Origin of the sequence: Desulfobacterium sp. N47 (assembly GCF_051233685.1) — a bacterium.
Lineage (GTDB): Bacteria > Desulfobacterota > Desulfobacteria > Desulfobacterales > RPRI01 > RPRI01.
Genome location: NZ_JBAMMY010000084.1, coordinates 16,516 through 36,162, shown reverse-complemented (window position 1 = coordinate 36,162; position 19,647 = coordinate 16,516). Strand labels below are relative to the sequence as shown.

Annotated in this window: 15 protein-coding genes and 1 other RNA gene; 1 reads left to right on the top strand and 15 read right to left on the bottom strand. The window is 38.5% G+C overall.

Annotation, left to right across the window (positions count from 1 at the left end):
* Positions 1-12: 12 nt before the first annotated feature.
* From hflC to VXK47_RS05475, 9 genes are all read right to left on the bottom strand, one after another.
* The gene (gene hflC / locus VXK47_RS05515; RefSeq protein WP_435547774.1) at positions 13-957 is read right to left on the bottom strand and encodes a protease modulator HflC; all 945 of its coding nucleotides are present in this window, start codon (positions 955-957) and stop codon (positions 13-15) included.
* A complete protein-coding gene (gene hflK / locus VXK47_RS05510) occupies positions 947-1,990 on the bottom strand; it encodes a protease modulator HflK (protein WP_435547773.1) in 1,044 nt (347 codons plus the stop codon). Before hflK ends, hflC begins: the two co-directional genes overlap by 11 nt.
* 117 nt (positions 1,991-2,107) lie before the next feature.
* On the bottom strand, positions 2,108-3,280 hold the full coding sequence (locus VXK47_RS05505) for a cysteine desulfurase family protein (RefSeq protein WP_435547772.1): 1,173 nt from the start codon (positions 3,278-3,280) through the stop codon (positions 2,108-2,110).
* A 22-nt stretch (positions 3,281-3,302) separates the two neighbouring features.
* Positions 3,303-3,815, bottom strand: coding sequence for a Fe-S cluster assembly scaffold protein NifU (gene nifU, locus VXK47_RS05500; protein WP_435547771.1), 513 nt, complete (start codon positions 3,813-3,815; stop codon positions 3,303-3,305).
* 509 nt (positions 3,816-4,324) lie between these two features.
* Positions 4,325-5,719, bottom strand: coding sequence for a sensor histidine kinase (locus VXK47_RS05495; protein WP_435547770.1), 1,395 nt, complete (start codon positions 5,717-5,719; stop codon positions 4,325-4,327).
* Positions 5,720-5,721: 2 nt separating this feature from the next.
* Positions 5,722-6,399: a response regulator transcription factor gene (locus VXK47_RS05490; RefSeq protein WP_435547769.1), complete on the bottom strand. Its 678-nt coding sequence runs from the start codon at positions 6,397-6,399 to the stop codon at positions 5,722-5,724.
* A gap of 253 nt (positions 6,400-6,652) precedes the next feature.
* The gene (gene ccsB / locus VXK47_RS05485) at positions 6,653-7,489 is read right to left on the bottom strand and encodes a c-type cytochrome biogenesis protein CcsB (protein ID WP_435547768.1); all 837 of its coding nucleotides are present in this window, start codon (positions 7,487-7,489) and stop codon (positions 6,653-6,655) included.
* Positions 7,490-7,494: 5 nt separating this feature from the next.
* Positions 7,495-8,868, bottom strand: a complete 1,374-nt coding sequence (resB, locus tag VXK47_RS05480) for a cytochrome c biogenesis protein ResB (RefSeq protein WP_435547767.1) — start codon at positions 8,866-8,868, stop codon at positions 7,495-7,497.
* Entirely contained in the window at positions 8,855-11,773 is a 2,919-nt protein-coding gene (locus VXK47_RS05475; protein WP_435547766.1) for a M16 family metallopeptidase, read from the bottom strand. The genes resB and VXK47_RS05475 overlap by 14 nt, the downstream gene beginning before the upstream one ends.
* A 277-nt stretch (positions 11,774-12,050) precedes the next feature.
* Here VXK47_RS05475 and VXK47_RS05470 point away from each other — a divergent pair, with 277 nt between their 5' ends.
* A complete protein-coding gene (locus VXK47_RS05470) occupies positions 12,051-13,160 on the top strand; it encodes a DUF2786 domain-containing protein (protein ID WP_435547765.1) in 1,110 nt (369 codons plus the stop codon).
* 29 nt (positions 13,161-13,189) lie between these two features.
* Here the strand turns inward: VXK47_RS05470 and VXK47_RS05465 are convergent, their stop codons facing one another.
* The 6 genes from VXK47_RS05465 to VXK47_RS05440 all read right to left on the bottom strand — a co-directional run bounded on the left by VXK47_RS05465 (position 13,190) and on the right by VXK47_RS05440 (position 19,570).
* Positions 13,190-15,157 (bottom strand): ATP-binding response regulator, encoded by a 1,968-nt coding sequence (locus VXK47_RS05465; protein WP_435547764.1) that lies wholly within the window; start codon positions 15,155-15,157, stop codon positions 13,190-13,192.
* 89 nt (positions 15,158-15,246) lie between these two features.
* Positions 15,247-15,933 carry an IspD/TarI family cytidylyltransferase gene (ispD, locus tag VXK47_RS05460; RefSeq protein ID WP_435547763.1) on the bottom strand — a complete coding sequence of 229 codons (687 nt, stop codon included), beginning with the start codon at positions 15,931-15,933 and terminating at the stop codon, positions 15,247-15,249.
* A 26-nt stretch (positions 15,934-15,959) separates the two neighbouring features.
* Positions 15,960-17,270: an HPr family phosphocarrier protein gene (locus VXK47_RS05455; RefSeq protein ID WP_435547762.1), complete on the bottom strand. Its 1,311-nt coding sequence runs from the start codon at positions 17,268-17,270 to the stop codon at positions 15,960-15,962.
* Between the two features lie 37 nt (positions 17,271-17,307).
* Positions 17,308-17,681, bottom strand: an RNA gene (rnpB, locus tag VXK47_RS05450) — RNase P RNA component class A.
* Between the two features lie 9 nt (positions 17,682-17,690).
* Complete coding sequence (locus VXK47_RS05445; protein WP_435547761.1) at positions 17,691-18,407, bottom strand: zinc ribbon domain-containing protein; 717 nt, start codon at positions 18,405-18,407, stop codon at positions 17,691-17,693.
* A gap of 44 nt (positions 18,408-18,451) precedes the next feature.
* Positions 18,452-19,570 (bottom strand): Nif3-like dinuclear metal center hexameric protein, encoded by a 1,119-nt coding sequence (locus VXK47_RS05440; protein ID WP_435547760.1) that lies wholly within the window; start codon positions 19,568-19,570, stop codon positions 18,452-18,454.
* Positions 19,571-19,647 lie beyond the last annotated feature (77 nt).

Below are 19,647 nucleotides of genomic sequence, written 5' to 3'. Positions count from 1 at the left end.
TTTTAAATCAATTTATTTTTTTTGATATCCTTTAAGATATTTAAACAACTCTGAATCTGTTGACAGAACAAGAGAGCTGTCTTTGCCCAGGGAGTTGTTGTAAACCTCAAGGGTTTTTACAAAAGAATAGAAAGCCGGATCAGCGCCGAAAGCTTTGGCATATATCTTTGTAGCTTCCGCGTCAGCCTTTCCTTTGATTTCTTGTGCCTTTTTATATGCTTCTGAGGTTATCTGCTTTAAGTCGCGTTCTTTTTCCCCGATGATTTTTTGAGCTTCACCATGACCTTCCGAGCGGAATTTTTCAGCTATTTGCTTTCGTTCCGCAATCATTCTGCCATATACGGATTCTCTGACTTCCCTGACATAATTTATACGTTTTATCTTAACATCAACCAGCTCTATGCCGAATTGCGCCAGTTTAGGTTGAGCCTGTTCAAGGATTTTTTTCATTATAACTTCTCTTCCGGCGGAAATGGTAAGTGACGGCTGGGACTCTTGTTCTATTTTTTCTATTCCCGGTTCAAATGTATCAAGTTTTCTGTTACTTTCGCGCACTGTTTCTATGAGCTTATAGGAGGTAATAAAATTTCTTACGGCAGGATCTATTATATCGTCAAGTCTTCCCAGAGCGCTGCTTATATTATTGACAGTCTGAAAAAATTTTATCGGATCTACTATTTTCCAGCGTGCAAAAGTATCAACCCAGAGATATGTTTTGTCAAGGGTAGGCACCTGGCCGGGGTTACCGTCCCATTGCAAGAGATTTTTAGGAAAATAATTTGCTTCCTGCAAAAGCGGTAATTTAAAATAAATTCCCGGTTCTTTTATAGGAGATCTGATAACCTTTCCGAATTGCGTTAAAACCACCTGTTCCGTTTCGTCCACGATAAAAGCGGAACCTAATGTGATCACAATTGCAATTATACAACCTATCAGTATGATGTCTCTATTTTTCATTTTTTACGGCACCTGTTTGTTTTTCAAGATTTAGAAACGGTAAAAGATTCTTCTGATTGGCGTCTATTATGTATTTATTTCCAAGTTTAGGCAGAAGATCCTGTAACATTTCAAGGTACATCCTTCTTTGGGTTACATCCTTTGCTTTCACATATTCATTGTAAAGCGAAACAAATCTTGAAGCGTCACCACCTGCCCGGTTCACTCTGTCCAGAGCATATCCTTCAGCTACTCTGATTGTCCTTTCGGCTTCACCTCTTGCCTGAGGTAATTCTTTGTTATATTCCTCTTTTGCCTGATAGATCAGTTTTTCTTTTTCCTGAACCGCCTGGTTTACTTCATTAAATGACGGCTGAACAGACTCAGGCACATTGGTTTTTTCCATTTCAATTGTAACAATACTTATTCCTGCTTCGGATTTATCAAGTTCAGCCTGAAGAACACGCTTTGCTTCGTCTGCTATTTCTCCGCGCTTGCTTATGACTTCATTTATGCTTCTGTCTCCTATAACAAGCCGCATTGCAGCTTCGGACATATCCGATAGCAGGGAATCAACATCTCTTATTTTGAATAAGAAGTTATATGGTTCATTAATTCTGTAATGTACTATCCATGGGACAAGAGCTACATTCAGATCTCCTGTAAGCATAAGGGATACATCTTCGCTTTCAGTTTGAGGAGAGGAGAAAAGCTGTCTTCCTACAGATCTTGTTGAGCTGAAACCAAACTCCTTTTTATAAACACGCCTTACTTTTACTTTGGTTACTTTATCTATGAAAGCCGGTAGTTTGAAATTAAGCCCGGGTTGGGTTGTTTTTATATATTTTCCAAACCGTTGCACGATTCCTACCTCATCAACCCCCACAGTGTAAAACATTGACGAGGCAAGAAACACAACAAGGATAACAAGAATAACTATCGGCAGTCCCGGAATTTTATATTTGGAAAACTTCTTAAAAAAGTTTTCCACTTGCGGCGGGACTACTTTTTTGCTTTCCTGCTGGTTCTTAAGTTTTTCCCAATCCCAACTCATAGTTGCATTTCCTTAAATATTTAAAGATTAAACCGGATAATTATGTCAATGTGTTAAAGGCTTTCCATTTAAAATAATTATTTTTATCAGAAGTATGAATTCGTTATTTTAATACCTTCAGATCTTGCGCTTTTTAATTAAAGGGGACATTTCTCTTAAGGTAGCAACAACTTTTTTCAACACCTCGACAAACTTATCTATTTCATTTTCGGTAGTATCTTTGCCAAAAGTTATTATAAGAGTTCCCTGTGCATCGGCATAGTCCAAATCGATGGAAAGAAGAACGTGCGATGCTCTCAGAGATCCTGAAGCACAGGCCGACCGGGTGGAAACCATTATATTTTCTTCATCCAGCATAAGGACGATACTTTCACCTTCTATGTATTTTACAGAAAGAGATACAAGATTGGGAAGGGAGAGTTCAGGGTGTCCGTTTATAATGACATCTTCGATATTTTCTTTCAACCCGGCTATAAGTCTGTTCTTAAGATTTTTAGTATAACTTAAGCGGGATTGTCTTTGGCTGAAAGCAAGGTCTGCCGCTACCCCCATACCTATTATACCTATCAGATTTTCCGTACCGGCGCGTCTTCCGTATTCCTGGCCTCCTCCGTCAAGCAGAGGCCAGAGAGCAACTCCTTTCCGGATATAAAGACCTCCTATTCCGGAAGGGCCATTGAACTGATTGGCGGCAAAACTTATCAGGTCTATTCCCAAGTCCTGAACGTCAATTGGTATTACTCCGACAGAGGCTACGCAATCGGAATGAAAAAGCACATTTTTTTCTTTTGCTATACGGGCTATTTCCTTTATCGGCTGAATCGTGCCTATCTCATTATTGGCATGCATTATTGATATCAATATGGTTTCATCGGTTATAGCCTTTTCCACATTTGCCGGGTCCACAAGACCATGTTTATCAACCTCGACAGAGGTTACCGTGTAACCTGATTTTGTTAATCTGCGTAGAGATTTTAAGACCGAATTATGTTCTATATTCGATGTTACGATGTGTTTTCCTTTTTTTGCATGAGCAAAGGCCACACCTTTTATGGCATGATTAATTGACTCTGTTCCGGATGAAGTAAAGATTATATTTTCAGGCGATGGACTGTTTATTAATTGTGCAACACTTTCACGGGCCTTTTCAATTGCATCTCTGGCTCCGTCCCCAAAGCTGTGGGTGCTTGAAGGGTTGCCGTAGTCCTTTTTAATTGCTCCGATCATGGCTTCCTGAACTTCCGGCAAGAGAGGGTTAGCTGATATATAATCAAGATTTATTAACTTCATCTATTGAACTCCTTCTAAAATTTTAATGAATGTCACTGATTTCCCGTCCGCAATTTTCGCAGAATTCATGTTTGGGATCAATTTCGCCACTGCAATATGGGCATTTGCATGCATCACCATCAGCATGTGTGTGGGCATCTTCCATAGGCAGTCTAACTCTGACTTTTCCTGCCTTTCGGTCTTCATAGTCTTTTATGGCGAGTTGGAGCGCATCAGCTCCAAGGTTTGAGCAGTGAAGTTTGTTTTTTGGAAGGCCTTTAAGTGCCTCAGCTACTGATTTGTTGGTGATCTTTTTGGCTTCTTCTATGGTTTTGCCTTTGGCCATTTCCGTAAGCATACTTGAAACGGCAATAGCAGCTCCGCAGCCAAATGTCTGAAAACTTATATCCTCAATTATATCATCTTTAACCTTGATGTATATATTCATCATATCGCCACAGACAGGGTTGCCTATTTCTCCCACTCCATCCGGATCTTTCATCTCCCCAACGTTTCTGGGCTTTTTGAAGTGATCCATTACTACTTCTGAGTACATAACTCACCTCTCCTTGTGTTGTTATTATTTATATAATGTTAATTTATCATTGCATTGAGCCAGTTTCAAAACGTCCCATTCAGGCCGATCTTTTGCGTTGGGCTCAAATTTTGCACGCAGCGAAACATAGCGCTATCTTCGAAATACTAAATGTATTCCTGTGGTTAAAATTTTCGCCCGCCTTGACCAAACTGAAACGCTTTGAAAGTGGCTCTATTGCTTGTGTTTTATGATTCTCAACAGCACCTCATAGAGTTAAAATCAGTAAAATAGAATGTTTTTAAGGGCTTCTATATGCTATATCCCGCAGCAGCCGAGCATAAAATAAGCGGTGTACTACTTGCGATTTTTCAAAAGGGCGAAGAAGCTCTTTTGATCTGAATAGGTATTATTTGCTGAGCTTATAAACACTGACTTTACTTAAAGTTTATAAAAAATTTATATAAGATACGTGGGAAAGTCAATAGGTTTATTGAGTGCTTTTTGATATAGCGCTTATATTTCACGGGTTATGCGTTGGGCAGAAATACAATTACCCGTGTCAGCTTTTCTTGTTTGCTCTCCATTATTATAGTTCCTTTATGAAGTACTATGATGCGTTTTGCTATGGCAAGCCCCAGTCCTGATCCTCCATGCCGGACAGATCTGGATTTTTCCACCCGGTAAAACTGTTCGAAGACCTTGTCCGTTTCATTCCCGGCAACTCCGGGACCGGTATTGCTTACTGTTATTCTGATACCATCTGAAGTCTGAATGCTTTCCACACCAACCTTACCGCCGTTAATATTATATTTTATGGCGTTATCCAGTATATTTGAAAAAGCGCGGTTAAGCTTATCGGCATCACCATTAATAATATATTTATCAGGAAGTTGAATATCCATTTGAATGTTTTGCGCATCGGCCATAAAACAATAATCTGCTGCAAGAGATAATAATAAATCAGTTAAATTCACGGATTCAGGCCTTATGCCATCTATCATCTCCAATGATGATAGATTCAACAGATCTTTTACCAGTCGCTCCATTCTTAATACCTGATTTTTTAACCTTAAAAGATTTTCCTCCTGAAAAAGGGCCGGATTTTCCCTGTTTGCTGAACAAATTTCATCTATTGCAAGCCGCATTGTGGAAAGCGGTGTTTTTATTTCGTGAGAAGTATCGAATAGTAAATTTTTCTGTTTCTCAAAAGAATATTCCAACCTGTCAAGCATCCGGTTGATGGTGGCTGCAAGTTCATTGAATTCATCCTTTTCAATCCCGACAGGAATTCTCTGATCAAGATTTTTTTCGCTTATATTATGAGTTAAATCTCTCATAGCAGCAATCGGTTTTAGTATTTTCCCGGCCACAAAATAGCTGATTACTATTAAAATCATACTGGAAAAGATAAGACCTGCAACAAGGCCGAATATAAGTTCCCATATTTCATCTTTAAGTTTCAACATGGAACGGGCAATCTGAACTGTAAATTCACGGCCTGCATATGGCAGCCAGAGTGATCTTATCCTGAAAGTAACTTCAGCATTATTGTGTTGTCCCAGATAAACCAGTTCGGGCTTAACTATAACACTTACAATAGATTTGGAGCCGGGTTTTTCTGAAGGAAGTTTTATAAGCCTTGCAAGGTTTGATTCATACAGTAATTTTTTTGAATCTTTATCAAAGATTTTCAGCCAATAAGGGTAGCTTTCGTAACCAACCGAATTATAAGGCGGCAATGCCGATTCAGGATGTCCCATAGTTATCATTTCTACCGTTCTGTATGCCTCTTCTTTCAATTCCTTATCCAGAAGAACGAAGGGCTGTTCTATCAGTTCACAGAAGGCTACAATGGAAAACAGCAAACTTGTGATAAAACCGGCGCCGGCAACCATCAGTATTATCCTTTTCTTAACAGTCATTGCTACGAATCCTTTATGATATAACCGACGCCACGGATGGTTTGAATAATCCTGTTGTTATCAAAGTTTTCAATCTTATGCCGCAGGTTTTTTATATGGACATCCATGAAATTTGACATACTGAAAGGATCAAAAGCATCACCCCAAACATGTTCGGCCAGGCTGAAGCGCGATACTACCCTGTTTTTATTGTAAAGAAGAAATTCGAGAATGGAAAATTCTCTGGGAGTCAATTCAACCGGTTTTCCGTCTTTTGTAACATCTCGAGTGACGGTGTCAAGCTTTAAGTCAAAAACCTGCAACACAGATTCAGTCTGGCCGCCGGATCGCCGGAAAAGCGCACGGACACGCGCCATCAGTTCATCAGAAGAAAAGGGTTTCGGCAGATAGTCATCTGCTCCGAGATCAAGCCCTTTGATCTTATCTTCAACATCTCCTTTAGCCGTGAGCATAAGAACCGGGGTTTTGATCCCGGATTTGCGGATTTCCTGCAGAACAGCAAGTCCGTCTATCTTGGGCATCATGATATCCAAAATAATCAAGTCGAAAGGGGCTTCGAACAACTTGTCAAACGCTTCTTCGCCATCTGTTGCCGTTTCAACCGTATAACGCTGATTTTCAAAAATTTGCTGTAATTGTTTAAGCAGTGAATGTTCATCATCTACAATAAGAATTTTCATACCAGTGTATCCCGTTGAGCTTTTTATGCTCCAAAATGTTTAGTACAAATTGTAAAGGCGGATACGATAAACGGTTTCGTGAGAGTGAATTCTTTTGGGGCTGTAAGGATTCCATGTAATCGAATTTGCTGCCGCAGGCTATACGGATTCTTTATTCCTGCAGATAGCATACTTACCCATACCCAAACGTAACAGATTCATGATAATTGCCATAATTTTCAGACTTTGGTATTTTGAAAAAAAATATCAAGGATTACCTGCCATAACTATGAAGTCCTGGAAGCAGATTTACACCAAAATATGTAAAAAGGACAGCCAGAAAGCCTAAAATTGAAAGATATGCCAGGCGTTTTCCGCGCCATCCCCGCATAAATCTAGCGTGAAGCAGAGTGGCATAAATAAACCAGGTAATAAGAGACCATGTTTCCTTGGGATCCCATCCCCAGTACCTTCCCCATGCCGAGTTTGCCCATACCGCACCGGTTATTATTCCTGCCGAAAGAAAGAGAAAACCGAACATTATCACCTGGTGCGAAAGCTCATCTATTATATTTAAATCAGGAAATAATTTTAAAAAAGGGGCTTCCTGGTTTGAATTATTTTGCTTTAGAAGAAACATAATTCCAAGACCAAAGGCTATAGAAAATGCTGCGTAGCCTATAAAACAGGTAATAACGTGCGCAATAAGCCAGTTGCTTTTTAAAGCCGGTAAAAGCGGCTGAATCCTGTCGCTTATATTGGGAGAAAGAGAAGCATAGGCCATTGCCAGAAAAGCTATAGGAGTTGTAAAAGCTCCTATCGAGCGGTTTTCATAAGTCTTTTCAACAACAAGATATACTACAACGATAACAAGCGAAAAGAAAATTAAAGATTCATATAAATTTGAAAGCGGGGCATGACCTATTCCGGATTTGTATGATTCAAGCCATCTTAATAACAGGCCGCCTGAGTTTCCTGAAATACCGGCAAGACAGGTCCATGTCCCAAGTTTACCAAAGAAAGGCTTTTTAAAAACGACGGGAAAAATATAAAAAAATGCTGCAAATCCATATATGAAGGTAGTTATTGACAACAATATTGAACTGTTCATTATATTTATCCTATAGTTTTATTTGACAGCAGTTTATTAAGCTTTTTTATTCTTGCTTCCATTCCTATTTTATTCTTATTTGAAGTTCCGGCAATAATAATAATGCTTTTTCCCCGTTTTTTGACAACCTCGACGCAAAATCTGGCGTGAGACATGAAAAAAGCAATAAAACATCCTATGATCATCATTATAAATCCGGTATAAACAACCGGAACTCCGGGATCTTTGGTTACCTGAAGCCCGGTATAATACAGCCTTTGCGTATCTTCTACCGATATTATAAGCTCGCCCTTTCTCATCTTATCAAAAGCAGGATAGCTTAAAGGAAGAAGCACCTCAACAGGTTCACCGTTTAAAGGAGTAAGTATTCCGACAAAAGCCTCTCCAATGTTATGCCCCCTGAAATTATATGAGCGGAAATATTTATCCAGGACAAATTTTCCAAATGTTTTGGGAAGATCTATTTCTTTACCTGCAGACGCTTTATTTCTGTATACAGTCCCGGTATTACGATCGGTAAAACCAAGTGTTATATCATCAGGCTCCAGCATTCCGTAACTTGCCTGAAAAATATTAATTCCTTTGTAGCGGAGAGGATCGTTCACGATTACATCTTTTCTAAGAACAGGCTTACCGTTTTCAACAATAGTAAGTGCAGAACGATATTCTTTAGGCATCCCTGAATCATAAAAACTAACATTAAAATCATCACACCTGATTTCAAAATCAAGAGGCTGATCGGCACTTGTATTTCTCAATATAATGCTCTTTGCGCTTTTTCCCTCCGGGATAATAACAGAACCGGCAAATCCAAAATATGAGCCTATTAATCCGCCGATCAGAAGTAAAACCACGCTCAAATGCACCGCATAAACGCCAAGCCTGGTCCAACGTCCTTTCTCAGCATAAATAACAAATCCGTTCTCTTTATCCTCTGTTCTTGTAAATTTAAATAACCGCGATAATACAGGCATAAAAAAAGATTTAAGTTCTTCCGGAGTATGTTTGGAAGCAAATTCTTCCTTGTATGAGTTTTTTGATCTGGTAATATCGAAGGAAGGGCTTTTTATAAAGATTACTTTCCATGTTGAAGAAAGGCGGTCAATTGAACATACAATTATATTTGCCGTCAGAGCAAATACAAGAAACTGAAACCACCAGGAATGATACATATCGAAGATATCAAGAGCGTTGAATGCTTTATAGAAAAATTCTCCGTACTTTAAAAAATATATCGATGGGTTCTCATTCTGGGGTATTACAGTGCCTATGATGCAGGTAGCCGCCAGAATGAAAAGCAGAGTTACGGTGAGTTTCACAGAGGCAAAATATTTCCACAGCCGGTTTATCGGGTCATCATGGTTTTTATTTTTTTTCATCAGATAAAGGTCCTTTAGCGGGCTTTACAGTGATTGAAGCAGCTCTCGCGTTAACAAGATATTCTTTTGCAAGAGCAGATAGCTCATCTGCAGTTATTGATTCGTAATCTTTTTTTAAATTCCTGGACCACTCTATTTGCTGCGGGTATTTTTGCGACTCGGTCAATACACTGAGCCAGTAATTATTATTTCTCAGTATATCCTTTATCCTTGTTAATATCGGATCAAGCGACCTTTTAAGGTCCTCTTTATTAACCCCGTTTTTTACAATTTCCGAAGCTATATTTTTTATTTTATTTTCTACGGCATCAATCTCTTTAGGATTTACGTCTGTTTGCGAATACAACATACCGTATCCTGAATATATTCTGCTTGGATCATTATATACTAAATAAGAATAAGACGCTCCCATATTTTCTCTGATCTCTTTGCGGATTTTTTCCGAAAAAACTTCCGCCAGAACATTAAAACGTCGCGTTCTTTTGATATTCCAGATATCTTCGGTCGGATATGCTATAACAACCGTACCTTTTTTAATTTCGGTTTCAACATTTATATTAATAGATTCTTTTGAAGGAAAATTTATATGATCTGTTCTTTTATGTATTAAACCGTATGTTCTTTCGGGCAGGCTGCCGAAATGTAAGGAAGCAAGCTCTATTACACGTTTTTCATCAAAATCCCCGACTATTGAAATTTCGATCGGCTCATTTTTTAACTTAGGGTCTATCCATGAAATAACATCATCCAGAGATATTTTCTTCAGTTTATCAGGTGTGGGAAAACCAAAACGTGTATCTCCTCCTGCAAGAAAACGTTCGCCAAAAAGCGGCATTGCACCATCTATTGAACTTGAAAACTCCTTATATTTCTGATTTAATCTTTCAATTGACAGCAAGTAGGATTCTTTTCTGAATCCCGGATCCATAAGCCTTGCGTAGAAAAGCTGGAAAAGAAGATCGATTTCATCCGATACTGTTTTTCCTTGCAGGCGAAAACGCCCGTCCTCAACATCAAATGAAACCTGGGTGCTTTTTCCTGCAAGCGCTATTTCCAGCTCATCCTTGTCAAGCTTACCAAGACTGCTTTCATTAACAACTTCTTTAGAAAGGACTGAAATACCTTCCAATCCTTCAGGTTCTTGAGAACTTCCGAGTCCGAATGATATATTTGCCATGATCTCATTTGCTTCAAAATCGGTTTTTTTAAGATTTAAGCGCACTTTGTTTTCAAAATCTATTTGTACAATCCCGAGATCAGGAATATTTGTTATCTGTTTAATCTTACCCTTTATCATGGGTTGGGAAAGATAGGGAAAAACAACCGGTTTGCTCTCAATATTTTTTGGTATCTCCACTAAACAACTTTTTTCATATATTTTAGCAATCTGCTCTTTCGGCCCGGTCTTTCCCGTGATTTTGGCATTTCCGGTGACGATCGCAAGTCTGTGATCCGGCTTCCATGAATTTTTAAATGATTCATACACATCTTTTACTGAAATCGAGTTCAGCACAGCAGTATAGAACTGCTCTTCCTGCAGAGGAGACTGAAAGACTCTATAATTATTCAAATCTTTTATAATATCGTTTGCAAGCACCCGGCTGTCTCTTGTTGATTCCTGTTTAACCGCATTTGAAAGCATAGCCATGAAATCTTTTTTTACCCTTTTAAGCTCAAACTGTGTAAAACCGTTTTCAAGAGCACCTCTTAATGTCTGTTCAATAGCAGATAACGATTTTTCCCAGTTTTCAGGGCTGCAGTCGGCTGAAATGCCGGCATATTGAATTTGGTTAAGAAAACTTCCGGAACTGATGGAAGCCGAGGTAAAGGGCGCCTTATTTTTTGTTACCATAGCGTCCAGCCTGTTGCTGACAATTTTGTCTGCAATGTCTGCTATAAACCGCTTTCTACGGACTTTTGAAGTCTCAATCTCCTTTTCAATCTTACTCACAACCTCAATGCTGACCGTAGTATTGCCCTCATCTTTTTCATAATGGTAAAAAGGAGCTACTCCTTTATGATTGATATCACCAAACGGAAGATCTTTTTTTGCCCGGGCCATGGGAGACAGAGCAGAAAATTTTTCTTTAATAAGTGTATCCGCTGTTTTGGGATCAAAATCCCCCACTATTACAAGTTCTATATCTTCCGGTCTGTACCAGGCCTGATAAAAATCTTTCAATTGTTTACTTGTTATCTTTTCAATCGTTTCCTTCTCACCTATCGGCAATCTCTTTGATACCAAGGCATCAGGAAACTTGAATTTCATGGTCGAAACAATGGTACGGTATGATGATGAATCTCTTGCTCTTTTTTCTGCAAAAATAACCCTTCTTTCCCTGTTTACTTCCGAATCAAGAATAAGAGCGCCTTTAATGAAATCCTCCGATATAAGAAGGCCTTTATCAAGACTCTCTTTTTTCCCGTCAGGCAGAAGAATTTCATAAACTGTTTCGGAAAAACCGGTGTGGGCATTTGCATCAGGGCCAAAGTCCATTCCCATATCCTGAAAATATTTTATAAGTTCTCCCGGCTTAAAATGTGTAGAACCACAGAAAAGAATGTGCTCAAGATAGTGCGCCAAACCCTCTTGCCCATCTTCCTCCTGCATTGATCCTGCCTGAACATTAATGCATATATTCACTCTGTTCCTTGGCTCATGGTTTTTCATAAGCACATATCTGAATCCATTGGAAAGACGTCCGTAAATAACAGCCGGATCAGGTTTAAGATCGCTTTGCTCATGCGGCCAAAGGGCAAGAACCTGGTTATTTCCGGCTAACGCGAGATCAGCACCAAAAAAATCATAAGAACTGTTCCCGTAATACCCGCAAAACAGAAGTAAAAAGCAAATAATAAAAGACGAAATCTTTAAGTGAAAATTCTTAATAAATTGTTTTATCATTATTTAATTCCAAATCCGGCAAAGACTTTTTCCCAAAAGGTTTAAAAACCATAAGCAAAATGATAAAAGACCAGAATAAAGATTTTTATGCTTGAATGATAACATCCTTTCTGACATAAGCTTAATTTAAAATTTTATCATCCCGATTTATTAATTTGATTTATCTATATCAACGAGTTTTGTTTATTCGTTTTTATTGTAAGTTATGGATTATAATAATGTCGAGTTGGCAATAAGTCAAAATTAACGGTCAAATTATTCCAAATATCTTTCAAAAATGTACAAATCCAAACCTGAATCTGCTGCTATAAATGAAGAACTGGAAAGAAAGATTCTTCATGGTCTTGCTCTCGAATGGGAAACAGCCAGGTATCTCCTTGACTCAAAATACCGCAAATTTTTACGAATGCCGGCATTTTGCCTGAAAGATATGAAAAGAAGGCTGGGATACTGGTCGGGTGAAAAAAACGAGATTTGTATAAACCGTGATGTAGCATTATCGCGTAATTGGAATTTTGTAAAAAAAATTCTGTTGCACGAAATTGCTCATCAGGTGGCACAACAGATATTTAGAGCTGAGGCCGAAACGCCTCATGGCCCTTTATTTAAAAAAGCATGCTATATCCTCAGGGCTGATTACAGGGCTTCGGAAGATTGCAGTATAACTAACGAAAACATTGAAGCAGATGATCGTAACACAACAATACTGCTTCGCATAAAAAAGCTGTTTGCTCTAGCAGAAAGCAGCAACCACAATGAAGCGGAATCCGCTATGAAAAAAGCGCATGAACTGGTTGCAAAATATAATATTGAAATAATAGCTAATAATTCTGAACGTAATTTTATAAGCATGTCAGCGGGTGATCCGGCACTCCGCCATCCCAAACAGGATTATTATCTTGCCGGATTGCTTAGAGATTATTATTTCGTCTGGACTATATGGGTTCCGGCATATATTATCGAAAAAGAAAAAATGGGGCGTGTGCTTGAGCTTTCCGGCACCCGGGAAAATATCGAGATAGCATCCTATGTTCATGATTTTATCAAACATCACATTGAGAGCAGATGGCTTGAATACAACAGTAAAAAACTATTGAACAACCATCGTAAAACTGATTTTGCTACAGGCATTATAAAAGGTTTTAGTGCAAAACTGAAATCAGACACTGAAACCAAATGCCGGTCAACCAATGCTCTGGTAAAAACCAATGATCCTTTGCTTAATAAATATATAAAATACAGGTATCCGCATATTGTGAATATTTCTTCGAAAAGCTCATCCTGTGATACAAATATACTTCAGGATGGAGTCAATATAGGGAAAAACCTTATAATATCAAAAGGAATTACAAAAACAAATTCGGGTGAAAGGATTCTTATTGAGTAAACCAAATCAGACTTAAAGTGGATAGCAATTTACTTATCAAGTTCTTTCATAACCGCCAATCCGATTGTTTCCATTAGATAGGGTTTTCTCACATAAGCTCCTGCACCCAGTTTAAGAGCCTGACTCACACGATCCGTTTCAGAAAAACCGCTCACTATGATAGCCTTTTGCTTCGGATGAATCTCAATAATCCTCTTGTAAGTATCAAGCCCGTCAATACCGGGTTCCATAATCATATCCAATACAATTAAGTCCGTTTTGTTGCTTTTCAAATATTTAATTGCCTCCTCACCGCTTGAAACAACTGCCACTTTGTAATTAAGTTCGGTAAGCATAAGAACAGCAATATCCCGCTGACTATCATCATCATCAACAACCAGAATTGATTCACCTTTACCCATGTATTTGGATCTTGGTGTTACAGCCTGATTTTCGAGCATCTTTTCTCTTGTTACCGGGAAATACAGAGTAAAAGTCGTTCCAATTCTCTCCTGGCTTTGAACATTTATGTATCCGTTGTGATCCTTTACAGTACCCCAAACCACGGATAATCCAAGCCCGGTTCCGCTTCTTCCCATAACCTTTTTTGTATAGAAAGGCTCGAATATCAGTTTCATATCCGCAACAGATATTCCTTCGCCTGTATCGGATACTGAAAGGACAACATATTCGCCTTCTCTTATATGATCATATCCATTAATCGGCCTGTCCATATATTGATTATCGGTAGCAATGGTCAATGTGCCGCCTTTGGGCATGGCTTCGGCAGCATTGGAAATAAGGTTCATTATCATCTTTTCCAGATGAACGGAAGAACCCAGAATATTAAGCAGGTCTGATTTAAGATCTGTTATCATTTTAACATCGGGATGCAGCGAACACAGATTATCATACTCAGGTGTTATGAGATACTTTCTGATTATTGAATTCAGATTGACAACATTTTCCGTATAGACATTTCTTCTTGCCATGGTCAGAAGATCCTGAACAATCGCCGCCGCTTTTTCACCGCTGTTCATGATATTCATAATATAACGCCTTGTAGTATCGGAATCATCGGTTTTTCTGAGAAGAAGTTCCGAATAACCTATAAGACTGCCCAATACATTATTAAGATCATGCGCAACGCCGCCTGCCAGTTCTCCAAGCGCATTCATCTTATCAAAGCGCTGCAGACGTTCCTGCATAAACCGCTGATCTTCTTCAGCCTTTTTGCTTTTAGTAATATCATTTAATATGATAACAATTGATTTATGTTTCTTATAATATATAGGCAAAAGATTCATACTAACTATTTTGCCTTTAAGCATTACAGGCATATCCTCAGAAATTTTCTGCGGGCCGTTATCAATCATATCCAGCAGAACTTCGACCTTTTTATTGTAAGGATATTCGAAAAGCTCATGAAAGTATAAGCCCAACAGTTCATTCTCGTTCAACCAAGTAAGATCATGAACAAATTTGTTGGTATAAATTATCTTTTTATTTATATTAAGTTCTAAAATCCCTTCAGAAACATTATCCAATATTACTTCAACATGCTTTTTGTAAAATAAAAGCTCTTTTACAACCGCGCGGGAATGAACATCTTCAATCCCTATTATTTCATTTGTAATCTCCTGCGGTATTTTATTATTTACCCGTTTCAGGATATCTAAAATATGTTTGGACATCTTGGAGAAAGATACTTTGGCTATACAGGCATCAGCACCAATTTCAATAAGATTTATTTCCTGTTCCGCAGCAATCGCTGTAATAATAACTATATAAATATTATCACATTTTGGATTTCTTCTTATTGCCCCGCATAATTTCTCTCCGCTTATATTCGGCATAACAAGGTCAATAAACATGATATCCGGAATACAATTTTCCAGAATCTCCAAAGCAGCAAGACCGTCTCTTGCTGTTAAAACCTGATATTCCGTACTTTCAAGCAGATCCGACATAAAAGTTAACATCATCAGATCATTATCCACCACCAAAATTTTTTTCATGAAAAACCAACTCCTTACAAAACATATATACAACTTTATATACTATAAACGGTACATAAGTGCGTATTTGATTCTACACTTTAACAGCTTTATTTATTTAAATTAAGTATGGCCTGCGCAAGAATAAAGTCTTCTTTTGTTGTAATCTTTATATTGTTTTTGCTTCCTTGTATTATTTTTACTTTTTCACCGGTCATTTCTACAAGTTGTGCATCATCTGTTCCCGTATAGCCTTGTTTTCTGGCAGTATCATGGGCTTTTTTTATAAGTCTGTAATCAAAAGCCTGCGGCGTCTGAGCAGACCATAGCAAATCTCTGGAAAGAGTCTTTTTAATATATCCGGTATCATCTGAAACCTTTATAGTATCGGATGCAGGCCATCCAAGTATACAAGCCTTATGCAAAAGAGCCTGTCTGATACACTCTCCAATCAGATCGGAGCTGACAAATGGGCGAACTCCATCATGTATAACAACTAATGCATCCTTTTCATCAACCGCAAGAAGCCCATTATATACAGAATCCTGGCGCTCCGGACCACCTTTAACAAGTTTGATTTTGTTTTTCAGATTAAGCGGATTAATTACCTGATCGATACAGTATTGAAAATCTTCCGGAGGAACGACAAGAATGATACTTTCGATAAGAGTACATAAGTCAAAGGCTTTAAGGGTGATGCAAAGCAAAGGTCTGCCATCAAGTTCAAAAAACTGCTTGCGGATCGGGCTGTTCATCCTGACACCCTTTCCGGCTGCTACTATAATTGCATATACCATATTTATTTAGCCAGATTAATTGGAATTCATCTGAGATATTTCAGTTCCTTCGGGAGAGGGAGGCCTTTACCCATTGTATCTTCACCATAATTGACACCGGCAAGTATTTTAATGTCTTTCAAGGCCCGCACATCACCCTCAAAAACAGCCTCCTTTATATTTTCTTTCTGGATTTTACCTCCAGCCCATTGTATATCAAGGACATTACTTGCATCAAACCTGTCTGAACCCAGACAGAGCTCTACCTGGCCTCCGTAATGCTGCACTATTTTTGCTACAAGCAGACTGGGTCTGCTGTGAAACCCCAGTGAAACAGGGATGCCTACGGCAATTGAGGATCGTTCAATATTCTCATTCAATATCTCTTTGGCAAGGTCTTTGCCATTGGTTAAAAAATAGCAGACAAAATAAAGACCGTAATTAATAGTACGTTCAAGAAGAGTATCAGGATCAATAAGCGATGAGAGTTTTTCCTGGGATTTTTTGTAAAGACTCTTATAACCGGCATCATGAAGATGTCTTTCATAAAAATGAAGAAGGCACCCGATTATCTGCAGAAGATGAAAAACCACCGAAAAAAAACCGCGAAGCTGTTTTAACTTTCTGTTACCAAACTGGTAGCCTCCATGTATTACATAGGTATCGAAAGAAGATTGAAGATTGTGGACAAGCATTTCAAAATGCCTGATTTCAACCTCATTTATTCTACTTGGCACAATGGAACGTATTTCGCTGATATCATAGGGTTCATAAAAGCTGTAATGGTCCAGATCACCGGCTATGTTTAAAAATTCGCTTGCTATTTTTACTATACTGTCCTTCTGCAAGTCTTTGTTTTCATCATCTATGTCGTATTCGAATTTATCTTTGGTAGCTACACTGGGAAAATCAACAGGACCAAACGTTTCTTTCGGAACCGGAATACCAAGACGGCTGGCTTCCTCAAGTATTTCAGGGGCCATTTTTAAAATTGTTTCTATAAGAAAAGCAAGAGTTGCCTTGCCTTCATCCACGAAATTTTCAAGCACAGGCAGATCGTAGAAAGCTATTCTATTCAAAATATGCGTCTGAGAATAACAGGCAAGACTTAAATGTCTGACCGCAGCAGAAAGTTCCCTGTAGAAATACCAGTTCTTATTGTTTTTTGCTCCATGATAATCAAGAAAATCTTCGAGAAGTTGTGATGATGATATAAAAGATAAAATAAACTTTTTAACAAAAAACCGCTCCGGATCTTCAACGGCTAAAAGAGAAGAACAGCATTTAAGATAATCATACGAAAAGATCTCAACCTTTTTGGCAAAATAGCCGTCTTGTGTGTTTTCATGTAATTGCATTGCTTATAGACATATCCTTGTTAAATCAAATTATAACGGCCGGAGTAACTATAAGCCGAATTCTGTCTTCTATTCAGATTACTCCGAATAGAATAACGATCATTCATCTATGGATGCAGGTTACCCTGTATCTCTTGCGACCTACCCGGGAGCTTGGGCGGGCAGCCCTCAGACACTCCCCTATTTGGTCTTGCACCGGATGGGGTTTACCGAGATCTCCGGTCACCCGGAAATCTGGTGCGCTCTTACCGCACCTTTTCACCCTTACCCCGCATTTGCAGGGCGGTATACTTTCTGTTGCACTTTCCTTCGCGTTGCCGCGACTCCGCGTTATGGAGCATCCTGCCCTATGGTGTTCGGACTTTCCTCATGATCAGACTTAACTGACCCTGCGATCGTTTAGATTGCTCCGGCCGTATTTCAAATTTTTCCCCAGTAAATCATTCTCTGGCAGTGAGGGCAGTATTTAATACTGTCGAACCTCAAAAGGTCATTATACATCTGTGGCGGGATATTCATATTACATCCCTGGCAAATTTCATCTACAATGGGCACAATTGCGGTTCCTTTTATAAAATCCCTTACCATATTATATTTACTCAGTATTTCTGAAGCCATTTTAACTGAGGTATTATTCCATTTCTCTTCAAGTACTGCAATATCCTTCTTGTTTTGTTCAGCCTCTTTTTTTATAATTTCCTTTTCTCCGTTAATCCTTTCTTTTATTAACAAAGCTTCTTTGTTCAGCCCGGAAATTTCTTTTTCTGCTGTTTCAATAACGTCCAGAATTTCTATCATATTTTCTTCAATATCAGAATTTTTAACTTTTATATCATCGATTTCCTTCAGAACAGACTGATATTCCTTATTAGTTTTGACAACTGTAAGTTTTTCCTGGCTTTTCGCGAGAAGCGTAAGTTTAGTTTGAAAATCGGACTCAAGTGCTTTATATTTTTTCCTTAAATCATCGATAAACGCATTTTTCTCATCCACAGTACTTTTAAAACAATTTAACTCCGAATCAAGAGCGTCAATTTTACCGGCAACACCGGCAAGAGATGATTTCATCCTGGCCGTTTCGGTCTCAATTTCCTGCAGATTTATTAATATTTTTATCTGTTCCTTCATATTAATCATTTGTAATTATTTCTTTTGTTTTATATGTTATTGATATAACAGTTCTATAATATAACAAACGGATCACGCTCGATCCTGCATGCCTCAACTATAACGCCATAACCTGCCTTATCTGTCATAATATTCAATTTTTGTGCCAGCTCTTCAACGATCAAATGTTCAGACGCAAAATGGCCTATATCAATAAAACCCCGTCCTTCCGATTCAACAGATCTTGCATCATGATACCGCAAATCACCAGTAATGTAAACCTGGGCGTCTGATCTTAAAAAGTCTTTCAGAAGGCCCGATCCGCTTCCGGAACAAACAGCGGCATGATCAACAATTATTTCGGGATTACCGGCAACTCTTACACTCTTTAACGCAAGCTTTTCTTTTATCTTTTCTGCAAAAATATAAAGTTTTTGCTTTTCTTCAAGTTCACCGATACGGCCTAAACCCTGAATATTATCATAATCGTATAGCGGATATACATCATATGCCATTTTTTCATAAGGATGATAGCGACTGACATGTGAAACGATTTCCGGAATATTATGTTTATCTGCTATAATTTCAATTCTCACTTCATCTACTTGAGATATTTGATCAATAGTTCCTATAAATGGCTTTGATGAATATCCAGGCTTAAAAGTTCCTTTTCCGGTATTTCTGAAAGAGCAGCACGTGTAAGAGCCAATCACTCCGGCTTTTGTTTCGAAAAGAGCTTTCATAACCTGTTGTTCATAATCTGCCGGTGCATATACCACAAACTTGCATTTACCGGCTTCGCCCGCATTGCTTAAGGCCTTAAGATTTTTAATGCCCATTTTAAAAGCAAGAATATCATTTATGCCGTCTGATACACTGTCAAGATTTGTATGAGCCGAATAAACCGCCAGACTGTTTATGGCTGCTTTATAGACAAGAGATCCGATGGATGAACCGAAATCAATAGATTTGAGCGGATTAAATATCATTGGATGATGAGTGACAAGAAGATCGGCCTTGCTGTTGCATGCAGCTTCTATAACATCGGGAGTTGGATCAAGAGCGACCAATACTCTTTTTACCGGCCAATCCAGTTTGCCTGCCTGAAGACCGGAATTATCCCATTTTTCAGCAAGGTGCGGTGGTGCAACTTTTTCAATCAGTTTTATTATATCACATACGGTTGCGGGCATTGGATAAATAACAATTCATAAATTATTATTGATTTATTGCTATTGTCACAAATCTGTTCCGACCCATACCCAATTAC